Source organism: Rhodanobacter sp. C03 (genome assembly GCF_002001175.1).
GTDB lineage: Bacteria > Pseudomonadota > Gammaproteobacteria > Xanthomonadales > Rhodanobacteraceae > Rhodanobacter.
Window position 1 is genome coordinate 467,090 of the sequence record NZ_MUNT01000006.1, and the last position, 13,365, is coordinate 480,454.

Consider the following 13,365-nt stretch of genomic DNA (forward strand, 5'->3'; position numbering starts at 1 on the left):
GGGTCAGCCTGCAATGCGATCGCGCTGCGGTACCAGGGTCGCGACACCACCCGCCAGCGAATGGATATTGAGCATGCCCTGCCCACGCAACATGCGTGCAGCCACGCCACTGCGGCGGCCGGATGCACAGACCAGCAACACCGGTCCCGCAGGCAGCTCGGTGGCATGTTCGCCGATCAACGTGGAAGGTATCCACTGCGATACTGCGTGCAAGGGTTGCGCCGCGATCTCCACCGCTTCGCGCACATCGACCAGCGTGTAACCGGCGGCGATGGCGGCATCGAGATTGCCAAACACGATATCCACATCACGCGCAGCCTGCGCCATGGTCAATCCACGGCGCGCTGCCTCGGCACAGCCACCATGCATGGCGCAACCTCGAGCGGCATCGATCGGCAAGCGCTGACTGGTGCCATCGAGCAGGTTGATCAGCAGCAACGCATGGTCGGTCGGCCGTGGCAGATCGAGCAACAGTTTCAGTGCCTCGATCGCCTGCATGCTACCAAGCACGCCGGGCACCGGACCAAGCACGCCGGACTCGATGCAACTGCCGGCTACACCGGCTGCCGGTTCCTGCGGCCACAGGCAACGCAGGCATGGATCCCCCGGCTTTGCCGTAACCACCTGCAACTGGCCTTCATACTGATAGACGCTGGCCAGGATCAGCGGGATGCCGGTAAGGATCGCCGCATCATTGCTGAGATAGCGGCTACCCAGATCATCCGTACATTCCACCACCAGGTCGTAGTGTCCGAATACGTCGACGATGTTTCCGGCGTGCAGCGGTTCGGCATCGGTTTGCACGGTGACGGCCGGATTCAATGCAGCGATACGTCGCGCGGCCAGATCCACCTTGCGTTCGCCGATGTCACGCGCGTCGTAAAGCGTCTGGCGATGCAGGTTGCTCGCATCGAGGCGATCGCCGTCGACGATACCCAGCGTTCCAACACCCGCCCCGGCAAGGTAGGTCAGCACGGGGCAGCCGAGACCGCCGGCACCGATCACCAGTACGCGTGCCGCGGCCAACTTCGCCTGCCCGGCTTCGCCGACTTCGCGCAGGCGCGTCTGGCGCGAGTAGTCCGGCACGAATGGCGCGGCCAGTTCGTGCACATGATCATGGTGATGTTCGTGCTCATGCTCGCGATACGTGTGCGCGCAGGCAACCCAGGCGGTATCGCCCTCGACGTAATGCTCCTTCTTCCAGATCGGAAGGCGGTGCTTGATCTCGTCGATGATGTAGCGACAGGCGCGGAAGGCCTCGTCGCGATGCGCGGACGACACGCCGATCCACACCGCCAGGTCGCCAATCGCCAGATTTCCGGTGCGATGCATGCAATGCGCGGCGTTGACACCGTAACGCGCGATGGCTTCCTCGACGATGCGTTCGCCTTCGGCCAGGGCCAGCTCGGCATACACCTCGTACTCAAGGCCTTGGACCGCACGCCCTTCGTTGCTGTTGCGCACCCAGCCCTCGAACGCACAGAAGCCCCCGCTGCCCGGATGTTGCAGCGATGCGTGCAACCGGGCGAGATCGATGGCGTCGCTGGCAAGACTGAAGTGCTTCATCCGCCGGCTACCGGTGGAATGAAGACGATCGTGTCACCATCGCGCAGCGCCCGGCTCCAGTCACTGAACTGGGCATTCACGGCCACCTTGAGCGCATCGGACGACAAGCTGAAACCGTGCCTGGCGCGCAGCTCTTCATACAAATCATGCAGCGAGGTTGCCGACGTGCTGACCTGTTCACCGCTGGTGCGCGCCTGCTCGCGCAATTGTGCGTAGTACTGCAAGGTGACGGTCATCATGACGCTGTCTCGATCTGGCGTTGCATCAGTTCGAATTCTTCCGGGGTATTGATGTTGTCCAGGGCGTCGCCTGGTGCCGGCAACAATGTCGTACGCGACAGGATCAGTGTTTTGCGCGGGCAATAGCTGCCGTTATCGACACGTTGCTTTAGCAACGCATGACTAGAAGGCTCCCACAGTGCGCAAAGCGGCTCGGGCAAGCCATCGAAGCGACTGGTGAAGGCGGTGGCGTCGCCACTCGCATCGCGGGCCTCGATCAGGGTCCGCAGCGTAGCCTCATCCAGCAAGGGCAAATCGCAGGCAATGACCAGCCACGCGACGTCCAAATGTGTCTCCTGCGCGGAGAGGATGCCGGCGGCAGGACCGATGGCGTCGTAGCGGTCGACGATCTGCGGCAAACCGGCACGCAGCGGGTCGTCGCGCTGCTCGGCACGTACCGAAACAAAGGCACGTTCCGTCACAGCTTCCAGCAGTTGCCACGCGCGCATCAGTTGCGGCTGGCCGCCATAGGCGAGTTGCGCCTTGTCGCGCTGCATGCGCCGGCTGGCACCTCCGGAAAGCAGCAGCCCGTAGATCGCAGGCGCAACGCGGGCACTCATGCCGCACCTGCAGCAATCGAATGATCGACGTCCCGCTTGCCGCCACTCTTCAGGATCAAGCGGATATCGCTGATGACGATGTCGTGCGACATCGCCTTGCACATGTCGTAGATCGTCAATGCGGCAATGCTCGCGCCGGTCAGTGCTTCCATCTCCACGCCGGTGCGACCCAGACAGGACACGGTGCAGTCGATCAAGGCGTCGTTGCCGTCCATGCGGATCGCGATATCGCACTTGTCCAGGCGCAACGGATGACATAGCGGAATCAATTGCGGCGTGGCCTTCGCACCCATCACGCCAGCGATATGCGCCACCGTCAGCACGGCCCCCTTGGGCGTTACGTAGCCAGCGGCATGCAAAGCCGTGGCCACATCGGCGGGAAACGTCACGCGTGCCCGCGCCTGCGCCAGGCGCTGCGTAGCCTGCTTGGCGCCGACATCCACCATGCGCGGCTGCTGCGCGTCATCAACGTGCGAGAGCATGTCCTAACCTCCGATGTAATGCATTTCGATTTTACGCCGCGCGTGCTGGCGTTGCTCGGCGCGCTCCTCACTGTAACGATCGGTGCGGTGCAGCCAGGTGTTGCGCAACGTCTCGCGCAGCATGTCGTCACTGGCACCTTCGCGCAGCAGTCCGCGCAAGTCCGTGCCCTGGGTGGCGAACAGGCACGTATAGAGCGTGCCTTCCGAGGACAGGCGCGCCCGGGTGCAGCCACCACAGAACGGTGCGCTGACCGAGGAAATCACCCCGATCTCGCCGGCACCGTCGCGAAAGCGGAAACGCGTGGCCACCTCACCCGCGTATTGCGCCGGCAGGGCTTCCAGTGGCCAGCGCGCGTCGATGCGCTCGATCAACTCGCGCGAAGGTACCACTGCCTCGGCGCTCCAGTGGTTGCGGTTGCCGACATCCATGTATTCGATAAAACGCAGCACGATGCCGCTACCCCGAAATCGCTCAACCAGTTCGGTCACAGTGTGTTCGTTGACCCCACGCTGTACTACGGTGTTGAGCTTGATGCCGTGCGGGAAATTCGCTTGCTGCGCCGCCTCGATGCCATCGAGCACCTCGTGCAATGCACCGCGATTGCCGCTCATGCGATGGAACAGCGCGGGATCGAGCGTATCCAGGCTGATCGTGATGCGGTCAAGGCCGGCGTCACGCAGCTCGGTGGCGTGACGGGCCAGCAGCACACCGTTGGTCGTCATCGCCAGGTCATCGATGCCGTCGATCCGGCGCAGCCGCGCGACCAGCTCGACAAGGTGCGGGCGCAACAGGGGTTCGCCGCCGGTCAGGCGTAGCTTGCTGACGCCCAGTTCCGCCGCCAGGCGGCACAGGCGCTCGATCTCGTCGAAACCGAGCCGCTCATCATTGCGCAGGAAGCTGAAGTGCTCGCCGTAGGTTGCCTCCGGCATGCAGTACGGGCAGCGGAAATTGCAGCGGTCCATGACCGATATGCGCAGGTCATGCAGGGCGCGACCGCGCTGATCCCGTGGGTGTGCCTGTGCGGTTGGCAAATCAGCAATGGCTTGGAAGACGGTCATGTCACCAACGATAAAAGGTGGCAACCGTACCGGCTGGTACGACTGCAAGTCCGGGCGGCAATTCCACGAAGCCATGCGTGCGAGGCAGCGAGGAGAAGTCGCCCGAGGTGCCCGGCGGCAAGGGAGTAGCCATCGCCCGTCCGCTAGCGTCATGGTGGACGTGAACCGGTACAAAAAACGTCAAGGCAGGGTTGGTGTCCACCGCGCTTTCCAGGCACACCGGCATCGGTGGTTCGGCAGCCAGCCCGGTGGCCGACTGCAGCGCCGGCAACAGATAGCGCGCGGCGCACACCAGCGCCGACACCGGATTGCCCGGCAGTGCAAACACCACCTGCCCTTGCGGCCCGATGCCGAACCACATCGGCTTGCCGGGGCGCTGGGCAATCCGATGCAGCACCTGGCGCACACCCAGGGTGCGCAGCGCCTCGGGCACGTAATCACGTTGCCCCACCGAAACGCCGCCGGACAGCACCAGTACCTGGCGCGTATACAGCAGTTCGGCCAGGGTGGCGGTGGTCGCAGCCAGGTCATCCGCGACCCGTGCCAGCTGTACATCATCGAACCCGCAGGCACGCAATGCGGCGGCCAGCGCGCGATCGTTGGAGCCGCGAATCTGCCCTTCCAGCAAGGGCTGGTCGACGCCAGCCAGTTCGTCGCCGGTGGCGATAATCGTCACTGACGGTATCGCGGCCACTTCGACCTCGGCCACGCCATTGCCGGCAAGCACGGCGACCTCGGGACCACCCAGGCACATACCCGGTTCAAGCAGTACGTCGCCCGTGCGGCAATCGGCACCACGCGGATGCACGAACTGCCCAATGGTCGGCGCGTAGTCATCGGCAAGCAGGTAATACTCGCCGTCACGTTTTGTCTGCTCGACCGGAATGACGGTGTCGCAACCACGCGGCAGCATCGCGCCCGTGGTGACCTCGATGCACGTATCCGGATCGCTGAGCGTCTGTTGCACCATGCCGGCAAGTTGCAGCCCGCTCAGCATAAAGCGGCGCCTGCTACTACTGCTCATCGCGATGGCGATGCCATCCATCATCACCCGGTCGAACGGCGGCTGCTCCCGCTCGGCACGCACGATCTGGCGAAGCACGCGCCCCGCGGCCGCATCCAGCGCCACGCGTTCACTGCCAAACACGGGCATCGCCTGCCGAATCAGCTGTTCGGCATCAGCGACACTGAGAAGCTCGCTCATAAGTATGGAGGCCTGTTATGCGCGGCGAACACCTGCGGCGCCAATGCAGAAATCATGGCGGTGACCGGTCCCTTTGACAACCGCGCACCCATTCATGTGCCCAGCGCCGTGGCTTTGACCTGGGCCCACACGCGCGAGCCAGGAGCCAAGGCCAGCGAGCGCCAAGAGCGCCGCGTGATGCTGGCCAGCAAGGCGATGCCGTGGACATCCAGCCGCACGATGCACTGCGAGGGATGAGCTGCATCGATCATTCCGACGACGATCGCCTGGACCACGTTGAGTGCGCTGGATCCTGCTGCTGGAGGACTGGTGCTGAGTACGACATCACGCGCCCCGATCCGGCATCGCAAGCGATCGCCCACGCGCTCCGTACGTTGCGGCAGCCACAGGCGGCCACCCTCGAATGCTAGTTCAACGAGGTGATCGATCGGGTCCTGGGCAACCACCTGCCCCTCGATCACGACACCAAGTTGATCGCTCATCGCTAAGGGCAGTTTGCCTTGGGCCAAGGTTGACTGCAGGGAGCCTTGCGACAGGACGCGGCCGGCCTCCATCACCACCAGATGATCGGCGAGTCGGGCCACTTCATCGATGGCGTGGCTGACATAGATGGTCGGCACAGCGAGTTCTGCATGCAGTTGTTCAAGGCAACCAAGCAGTTCGCCGCGTGCCGATGCATCGAGTGCCGACAGCGGTTCGTCGAACAGCAGCAGGACCGGATCGCTGAGGAGCGCCCGCACGATTGCCACGCGCTGCTGTTCGCCGCCGGACAAGCTGCCTACCCTGCGTGCCAGCAGGTGCTCGACGCCGAACTGTTCGAGCAAGGCCTCGCGATCGACAGGCCTGTGGCCTCTGGCGCGGCGCTGGCTGTAATCGAGGTTGCCTGACACCGAAAGGTGCGGAAACAGGCTTGCTTCCTGGAAGACATAACCGATGCGGCGTTGGTGCGCCGGTACGAGACGTCTGGTCGAACTGTCCTGCCAGACGTCCCCAGCGAAAGCGATGTGGCCTGCCATGCCCTGATCGAGTCCCGCGATGGCGCGCAGGCATGTCGTTTTGCCGGCGCCGGATGGGCCAAACAACGCCGTGATACCTCGCGGCGGCACGCTGATATCCACATCCAGCGCGAAATCACCGCGCTGACGCTGCAACTGCACCTGCAAGCCGGCGGCGACTTCAGTCATGGGCAATGAGGCGACGCGGACGCAACAGATGCATGGCGAGCAAGGCCGCGAACGAAAAGGCCAGCAAGTACAGCGAGAGTGCATGCGCTTGCAGGTATTCGCCGGCCTCGACGTGATCGTAGATGCGCATCGACAACACGCGGGTCTGGCCGGGGATATTGCCGCCGATCATCAACACCACGCCGAATTCGCCCACGGTGTGAGCGAAACCGAGCACCACGGCGGTCAGAAAACCGGGCCAGGCCAGCGGCAGCGCCACCGAAAAGAACCGGTCGAGCGGCCCTGCCCCAAGGCTTGCCGCCACATCGAACGGGCGCTGACCGATCGCCTCGAACGCGTTCTGCAATGGCTGCACCACGAACGGCAGCGAGTAGAGCATCGAAGCCACCACCAGACCGGCAAACGTGAAAGGCAGCGTACCCAGACCCAGCACCGTCGTGAGTCGCCCGACGGCACCCTGCGGGCCAAGCAATAACAGCAGGTAGAAGCCCAGCACCGTGGGCGGCAGTACCAGCGGCAGAGTGACCAGAGCCGAAACCGGACGCCGCCACGCGGTACGGCTACGTGCCAGCCACCAGGCGAGCGGCGTGCCGAGCAACAGCAGCAGAACGGTCACCGTCGCTGCCAGACGCATGGTCAAGACAAATGCGGCCCAGTCTTCGACAGATAGACCAGCCATGGAGGTTCTCAGTGCTCCACTGCGGGGCTGGGCAGACTGAAGCCGTAACGACTGAGCACGCTGCGCGCCTCGGCACCTTGCATGTACCGCGCGAAGTCGTGTGCGAGCGTGTTGTCAGCGCCACGCCGGGTCACCACGAAGCTCTGCAGCAACGGTTGATAAAGCGTTGCCGGAATGAGCGCATAGCTGCCTTTTTTCGCCATCTGAGGATCCAGCGCAAGCGACTGCGCGATGATGCCGACCTTGGCATTGCCGCTGGCAATGAACTGCGCAGTCTGCGCAATATTGTCGCCATAGACCAACCGCGATTGCACCGCATCCCATACGCCGGCCGCGCGCAATGCCTGTTCGGCACGCTTGCCGTACGGCGCATGTTCGGGGTTGGCAATCGCTATATGGTCAAATGACGGCTTGGCCAGATCAGCCACCGTCAGTTTGCTGGCATCGACGCTGGCACTCCAGATCACAATGTGTCCCAAGGCATAAGGCACCGGATCACCGCTGGCGGCACCGGCTGCCACCAGTTGCTTCGGGTATTCGCTGTCCGCCGAAAAGAACAGCTCGAACGGCGCGCCCTGCTCGATCTGCGCAAGCAATTTGCCGGAGGAGCCATAGGAGACCTCGATGGCGTCCTGCGGATGCGCCTGGTGATAAGCGGCGATCACAGCATCCAGCGCATAGTGCAAGTCGGCGGCGGCGGCGATTGTCATATGCCGTGGCTGACTGGCATGTGCGGTGTGCATGGATAACGTCAGCGCCAGGGCAAGCAGGCCACCGAGCAAAGCACGCATCTTGATCATCAGTTCGGGACTCCGGTCAGGGATTGTGCGAGCAGGTAGCCTGCCACAGGGGCGCCGTAAAAGGAGGCAGCCGATGCGTGTATGGCTATGATGCCTGCATGACTCCATCAGCTCCATCCGAATCGGATAAGCTCGCGCCCGGCCACGTTCCGCGCAGCATTGAACGCTGGCGCGATGGCCGTATCGAACGGCTTGACGACCGAGTCGCCGAAGAAATGCCTGTGGCGATGTTCTACAACGGCGTGTCTTTCGCGGTGATGATGGCTACGCCGCATGACCTGGAGGACTTCGCGCTGGGCTTCTCCCTCAGCGAAGGCTTGATCGGGGACGCCAGCGATCTGCTGGCGATCGAGCAGCGTCATTTGCTGGAAGGCATCGAGCTGACGATGACGGTGGCCGAAAGTGCACCCGCCACCCAGCTCGATAGCCAACGCGAACGGCTGCTACCAGGCCGCGGCGGTTGCGGTATCTGCGGCACGCGACTGCTGGAAGATGCTGTGCAGCAGCCTCGCCTTGTCGAAACCGGTGGACACATCAGCCGTGTTGCGCTGGAACGGGCTCTGGCCGGTTTGCATGCGCATCAGCCAATGAATGCTGCCACCGGTGCGGTACATGCGGCGGCCTGGTCGGATGCGGACGGCACCATCGTGCTGGTGCGCGAAGACGTTGGTCGGCATAACGCGCTGGACAAGCTGATCGGTGCCATGCACCACGCCAACATCGCACCTGAAACCGGCATGCTGCTGCTGACCAGCCGCGCCAGCTACGAGATGGTGACCAAGGCAGCGAGTGCCGGCATCAGCATCATGGCTGCCATCTCGGCGCCGACTGCACTGGCGATCGAACTGGCGCGCACTGCCGGCATGACCCTGGTCGGCTTTGCCCGGCCAGGCAGTCACAACGTCTATACCCACCCCGGGCGGTTGCGATCTGATGACGGACCAGGCGTCTAGTCAGATCGGCTGCCTCCGCGTGGGGCATCAACGACCGAAGATGATTTCCTTGCCTTCGTGGTCACGGTCCCAGCCGCGCAGCTGGTCACGGATATGCGCGATACGTTGGCGGCCGAGCGCGTTGCGTTCCTCATCGAGGACGTGGCCGTCCAGCAGTTCGGCCAGACGCTGCGCGGTGGGCAGCATCGCATCCCATGCATCAAGCGCCGGCAACGGACCCGGCAGGGTCATGAAGAAGCTCACGCCGGGTGTGCGCAAGGTGTCCAGTTTGCCCAGATCGAAATTGCCCGGTTTGAGCATGTTGGCCACGCTGAAGATCGGGCCAAGTTCGCGCTTGCCATCAAGCAGGCGGTGATAGATACCCATGTCGCCGAACTCGAGGCCGGCCTTTTCGGCAGCCACCACCAGATCCGGGCCATTGAAGTGCCCTCCTTCGCGCGCCACCACGAACAGCGTGACGATGCGCTCCACCGGAAGCTGAGCCGGCCGACGTCCGAGATCCGAGCGTGGTGGCACCTTGGCAGCAACGGACGCAGCGGGAGCCTCCTGTGCAGCAACGGGCGGCGTTGTGGCGGTAGCTACCGAAGGCAGCGGTTCCGCAGAACTGGGCGCGCGCAGTGCATCCACGATCGAGGCAGCATGGCCGGCCAGTGTGGCGTGTCCCGGCGCAACCGGCTTCGGCGCGGTTGCACCGGCACGCTCACCCGAGAGCGTGGCCCCGAGTCGTTCGAGTTCCTCGCGCAGACCGACTTCCAGCTCGCCCTGCTGCGGTTGTGCGATATCCGGGTGATGGCTGCCGTGCCCCGGCCGATCGAGGTCGAGGGTGCTGAAGACAGGGTCGTCGGCCAGGCTGGATTCGCCCAACGTCGGCTCGCGGCGTTCGCCGGCGTGCTCGCTTGGAGCAGGACGGCGCGTACCCTGCTCCTTCTTCGGCTGACCGAACAGCCAGATCAGTGCCAGCACGATCAGGCCGACGATCAACAGCGGAAAGCCGACGGCGGGGTTCCAGGCGAAAGCGAGCACGGGTTGCAGCGTCATCATGGGTTCCTCAGGCAGCGCCTGCGAGTTTAGCCGCTTCTGCCAGATCCACCTGCACCAGTCGCGACACACCCGGCTCGCGCATGGTCACGCCGCACAGCTGGGTAGCTGCTTCCATGGTGGCCTTGTTGTGGCTGATGAAGATGAATTGCACTTTTTCGCTCATCTCGCGCACCAGGCTGGAGAAGCGTCCGACGTTGGCCTCGTCCAGCGGTGCGTCCACCTCATCCAGCAGACAGAACGGTGCAGGATTGAGACCGAAGATCGCGAACACCAAGGCCACGGCAGTCAGCGCCTTCTCGCCGCCGGACAGCAAGGTGATATTGGAGACCCGCTTGCCCGGTGGTCGCGCCATGATCGACACGCCGGTGTTGAGAAGGTCGTCGCCGGTCAGTTCGAGATAGGCATGGCCACCGCCGAACAAGCGCGGGAACAGCTCCTGCACGCCGGCGTTGACCTTGTCGAAGGTTTCCTTGAAACGCTGGCGGGTTTCGCGATCGATCTTCTTGATCGCGCCCTCCAGCGTTTCCATCGCACTGACCAGATCGGCCAGCTGGTTGTCGAGGTAGGTCTTGCGCTCGCTTTGCTCGGCGTGTTCCTGGATCGCGGCGAGGTTGACCGGCTCCAGCCGCACGATCTTCTGACCGAGGTCGACGAGCTGCTGACGCCACTGGCTGGCGTCGATGTCTTCGGCCAGTTCGGCCAGCAGGGTTTCCAGTTCGAGGCCAGAGGCGCTGATCGCCTGGGCCAGCTGTTCGGCGCGCAGATGGAGTGCCTGCGCGGCTAGGCGCTTTTCGGAGAGGCTTTCGCGCAGGGTGGACAGGCCCTGCTCCGCCAGATGGCGTTGCTGTTCCAGTTTGCGGAAGGTGATGTCGCAGTCTTCCAGCGCGCGACGTGCTTCCACCAGCTGCTTGTCGACCAGCAAGCGTTGATCAAGATAGGTCTGGCGCTCGGATTCCAGTTCCGCGATCGGATCGGAGCCGGCAGCAAGTTGTTCAGTGATCTCGTTGCGGCGGGCCTCGATCTGGCGCAACTGGGCATCCATGCGACCCAGCGCCTGCTCCAGTGACGCCAGCGAGGAGCGTTTGGATTCCAGCGCCAGGGCCAGCGAGTGCGACTGGTCGGCGGCTTCGCGCGCATTCATGCGCGCTTCCTCGCGCGCTTCGAGCAAGGCACGGCGCTCGTTTTCCAGTTCGCGACGCTGGTCTTCCAGGTCGCCCATCAGGCCAACCGATTCATCCAGTCGTGCGCGCGCCTCGCGAGTCTGACCCTGCAACTCATCGATCTGGGTGGTCAGGTCGCCCAATTCACCAGTGACTTTCTCGGCGCGGGCACGGGCCGTTTCCAGCTTGCCACGGTGACTCTGCAGTTGCCCGGCCAGTTCCGATTGGCGACGGTGCGCGTTGTACAGCTCACGCTGCGCATCATCGCGGGCACGCTCGGCCTCGAACTTGCTGGCGCGCAAGGTATCCAGTCGTTCACCTGACTCCTCCAGCTGGGCTTCCAGCGTAGCGATCTGCTCGGCCAGCAGGCGGATCTCGCGCTCACGCGCCAGCACGCCGACCTGACTGCCCTGCGCCCGGCGCACGCGCGCCCAGCCCGGGCCCAGCCACTCGCCGCTGCGCGTGATCACCGACTGATACGGCGCCAGCGCGGACAACGAAGCCACGCGTTGATGCGCATCATCGATCGATTCGGCGGTCAGCACGTGGCCGAGGATCGCCAACGCCGAGGCAGGCCCACGCACATGTGCTGCCAGCGTGCCGGCGGTGTTGGCACCACCATCGGCGGCATCGAGCAGTGCGACATCGGCGTTCTCGAGTGCATGGAATTCGGCGGCGAGTGCATGCGATCCCTCGACCAGCACGCTGTCGATGAAGCCGCTCAGAGCCGTTTCCACCGCGGTTTCCCAGCCGGCCTCGACCTGCAGCGACTCGCCGAGGCGACGCGACTTGTCCAGCCCGAGCCGGGCCAGCCAGCCACTGGCGGCGCTTTCTTCCTGACCGAGCGCGGCATGCTGCAGCGCCTCCAGCGAGGCCTGCCGACCGCGCGCGGCCTGCAACTGCTGGCGCGCCTCGTTCAGCGCCGACTGCACCTGGCGTTCTTCGTCCTGCACTTTCTCGTGGCTGGACTTGTGCTGGTCGAGCAGGCTGCCGAGCGTTTCGACGCGCTCGCGCTGGGTATCGTGCTCGCCGTGCAGCTGTTCGCCGGCAGCGTCCAGTGCGGCCACGTCAGTGGCTTTCTGTTCGGTCTCCAGCGCCTCGCGGCGCCTGGACAGATCGATGCCCTGACGATCCAGATAGTTGAGCTTGGTACGTTCCACCTCGGCCGCGCGGTTGGATTCGCCGGCGTTGCGGGTGTGGCTGTCCCAGCGTTGTTGCCAGTCGGCCAGTTTCGTCTCGGTGCTGCGTTGCGCCTCGGCGGTGTCATCCTGCATCTGCTGCAGGGCTTCGAGCTTGGGCTCACCCTCGGCCAGCGCCATGCGCAGGGTTTCGATTTGCTCGCGATCGGTGGCGATGTGCGCAGCCAGCTCGCCGTGCTCGCGCTCGGCGTCGCCATGGGCACGCTGCAGCCGATCGGCATTCTCGCGGTTGTGCCGCACCTGCTGCTCGACGCGGGCGATCTCGGCGCCGACCTTGTAGACGTCGGCCTGCACGACATTCAGATGTTCGCTGGCATCGGTGTGGCGCTCGCGCACGCTTTCCAGCTGTGCCTCGATCTCGCGCTGGCCAGCCAGTTGTTTCTCGATCTCGATCTCGGCGGCGGACAGACCCGCGCCTTCGCCGTCGTGCTGGCTTTTCAGGCCACGGTATTCGAGTGCACGCAGCTCGGCTTCCTTGCGCGTCTGCTCATCCTTCAGTGCCTTCCAGCGCTCGGCGGCACGCGCCTGACGGTTGAGGTGTTCGAGCTGCTTGTCGACCTCGTCGCGCACGTCGCGCACGCGATCGAGGTTTTCGCGGGTGGCCTTGATGCGGCTCTCGGTTTCCTTGCGGCGCTCCTTGTACTTGGAGATGCCGGCGGCCTCCTCCAGATGCATGCGCAGTTCTTCCGGATGCGCGTCGATGATCTGGCTGATCATGCCCTGCTCGATGATCGAGTAGCTGCGCGGGCCCAGGCCGGTGCCGAGAAACAGATCGGTGATGTCGCGCCGGCGACAACGCGCGCCATTGAGGTAATACGCGGACTGGCCGTCACGGGTGACCTGGCGCTTCACCGAAATCTCGGCGTACTGGCCGTACTCGCCCTGGATGGAACCGTCGGCATTGTCGAAGATCAGCTCGACCGTGGCCTGCCCCACCGGCTTGCGCGAGTTGGAACCTGAAAAGATCACGTCGGTCAGCGAATCGCCGCGCAGGCGGCTGGCCGCGCTCTCGCCCATCACCCAGCGGATCGCGTCGATGATGTTGGATTTGCCGCAGCCATTCGGGCCGACCACGCCGATCATGTTGCTCGGCAGATGCAGGGTGGTCGGGTCCACGAAGGACTTGAAACCGGCGAGTTTGATCGTGCTCAGGCGCATGCGGTCATCAGTAGGTCAGTCAGGTAACGCCCACTGCTCGGG

At 64.2% G+C, this 13,365-nt stretch carries 12 protein-coding genes and 1 pseudogene; 1 reads left to right on the plus strand and 12 read right to left on the minus strand.

Translation table 11 applies throughout. The features are described 5' to 3' along the window. Positions 1–3: 3 nt before the first annotated feature. The 10 genes and pseudogenes from B0E48_RS10320 to modA all read right to left on the minus strand — a co-directional run bounded on the left by B0E48_RS10320 (position 4) and on the right by modA (position 7,812). Positions 4–1,110 (minus strand): HesA/MoeB/ThiF family protein, encoded by a 1,107-nt coding sequence (locus tag B0E48_RS10320; protein WP_343124606.1) that lies wholly within the window; start codon positions 1,108–1,110, stop codon positions 4–6. 51 nt (positions 1,111–1,161) lie between these two features. Next, positions 1,162–1,566, minus strand: a pseudogene (locus tag B0E48_RS18185) (molybdenum cofactor biosynthesis protein MoaE); the annotation flags it as partial. After that, complete coding sequence (locus B0E48_RS10325; protein WP_077518025.1) at positions 1,563–1,805, minus strand: MoaD/ThiS family protein; 243 nt, start codon at positions 1,803–1,805, stop codon at positions 1,563–1,565. The pseudogene B0E48_RS18185 and the gene B0E48_RS10325, both read right to left, overlap by 4 nt. Further along, the gene (locus B0E48_RS10330; protein WP_077518026.1) at positions 1,802–2,404 is read right to left on the minus strand and encodes an NTP transferase domain-containing protein; all 603 of its coding nucleotides are present in this window, start codon (positions 2,402–2,404) and stop codon (positions 1,802–1,804) included. Before B0E48_RS10330 ends, B0E48_RS10325 begins: the two co-directional genes overlap by 4 nt. After that, positions 2,401–2,886, minus strand: a complete 486-nt coding sequence (gene moaC, locus B0E48_RS10335) for a cyclic pyranopterin monophosphate synthase MoaC (RefSeq protein ID WP_077518027.1) — start codon at positions 2,884–2,886, stop codon at positions 2,401–2,403. Before moaC ends, B0E48_RS10330 begins: the two co-directional genes overlap by 4 nt. 3 nt (positions 2,887–2,889) lie before the next feature. Then, a complete protein-coding gene (gene moaA, locus B0E48_RS10340; protein WP_077518028.1) occupies positions 2,890–3,945 on the minus strand; it encodes a GTP 3',8-cyclase MoaA in 1,056 nt (351 codons plus the stop codon). 1 nt (position 3,946) lies between these two features. Next, complete coding sequence (locus tag B0E48_RS10345; RefSeq protein ID WP_077518029.1) at positions 3,947–5,149, minus strand: molybdopterin molybdotransferase MoeA; 1,203 nt, start codon at positions 5,147–5,149, stop codon at positions 3,947–3,949. 92 nt (positions 5,150–5,241) lie between these two features. Then, positions 5,242–6,333, minus strand: coding sequence for a molybdenum ABC transporter ATP-binding protein (modC, locus tag B0E48_RS10350; protein WP_077518030.1), 1,092 nt, complete (start codon positions 6,331–6,333; stop codon positions 5,242–5,244). Beyond that, entirely contained in the window at positions 6,326–7,012 is a 687-nt protein-coding gene (modB, locus tag B0E48_RS10355) for a molybdate ABC transporter permease subunit (protein WP_077518031.1), read from the minus strand. The genes modC and modB overlap by 8 nt, the downstream gene beginning before the upstream one ends. A gap of 8 nt (positions 7,013–7,020) precedes the next feature. Then, the gene (gene modA, locus B0E48_RS10360; RefSeq protein WP_139350240.1) at positions 7,021–7,812 is read right to left on the minus strand and encodes a molybdate ABC transporter substrate-binding protein; all 792 of its coding nucleotides are present in this window, start codon (positions 7,810–7,812) and stop codon (positions 7,021–7,023) included. 98 nt (positions 7,813–7,910) lie between these two features. Here modA and fdhD point away from each other — a divergent pair, with 98 nt between their 5' ends. After that, a complete protein-coding gene (fdhD, locus tag B0E48_RS10365) occupies positions 7,911–8,765 on the plus strand; it encodes a formate dehydrogenase accessory sulfurtransferase FdhD (RefSeq protein ID WP_077518032.1) in 855 nt (284 codons plus the stop codon). Between the two features lie 27 nt (positions 8,766–8,792). On the opposite strand, the gene zipA is transcribed toward fdhD, so the two are convergent. Both zipA and smc read right to left on the minus strand, forming a co-directional pair. Next, on the minus strand, positions 8,793–9,803 hold the full coding sequence (zipA, locus tag B0E48_RS10370) for a cell division protein ZipA (RefSeq protein WP_077518033.1): 1,011 nt from the start codon (positions 9,801–9,803) through the stop codon (positions 8,793–8,795). Positions 9,804–9,813: 10 nt separating this feature from the next. Next, the gene (smc, locus tag B0E48_RS10375) at positions 9,814–13,323 is read right to left on the minus strand and encodes a chromosome segregation protein SMC (RefSeq protein ID WP_077518034.1); all 3,510 of its coding nucleotides are present in this window, start codon (positions 13,321–13,323) and stop codon (positions 9,814–9,816) included. Between the last annotated feature and the right edge of the window lie 42 nt (positions 13,324–13,365).

Bases quoted from the DNA above. Each gene is read 5' to 3' on its own strand.
- fdhD (WP_077518032.1), top strand. From the start codon at position 7,911: ATGACTCCATCAGCTCCATCCGAATCGGATAAGCTCGCGCCCGGCCAC.
- zipA (WP_077518033.1), bottom strand. From the start codon at position 9,803: ATGACGCTGCAACCCGTGCTCGCTTTCGCCTGGAACCCCGCCGTCGGC.
- smc (WP_077518034.1), bottom strand. From the start codon at position 13,323: ATGCGCCTGAGCACGATCAAACTCGCCGGTTTCAAGTCCTTCGTGGAC.
- modA (WP_139350240.1), bottom strand. From the start codon at position 7,812: ATGATCAAGATGCGTGCTTTGCTCGGTGGCCTGCTTGCCCTGGCGCTG.
- B0E48_RS10330 (WP_077518026.1), bottom strand. From the start codon at position 2,404: ATGAGTGCCCGCGTTGCGCCTGCGATCTACGGGCTGCTGCTTTCCGGA.
- modC (WP_077518030.1), bottom strand. From the start codon at position 6,333: ATGACTGAAGTCGCCGCCGGCTTGCAGGTGCAGTTGCAGCGTCAGCGC.
- modB (WP_077518031.1), bottom strand. From the start codon at position 7,012: ATGGCTGGTCTATCTGTCGAAGACTGGGCCGCATTTGTCTTGACCATG.
- moaA (WP_077518028.1), bottom strand. From the start codon at position 3,945: ATGACCGTCTTCCAAGCCATTGCTGATTTGCCAACCGCACAGGCACAC.
- B0E48_RS10345 (WP_077518029.1), bottom strand. From the start codon at position 5,149: ATGAGCGAGCTTCTCAGTGTCGCTGATGCCGAACAGCTGATTCGGCAG.
- B0E48_RS10325 (WP_077518025.1), bottom strand. From the start codon at position 1,805: ATGATGACCGTCACCTTGCAGTACTACGCACAATTGCGCGAGCAGGCG.
- moaC (WP_077518027.1), bottom strand. From the start codon at position 2,886: ATGCTCTCGCACGTTGATGACGCGCAGCAGCCGCGCATGGTGGATGTC.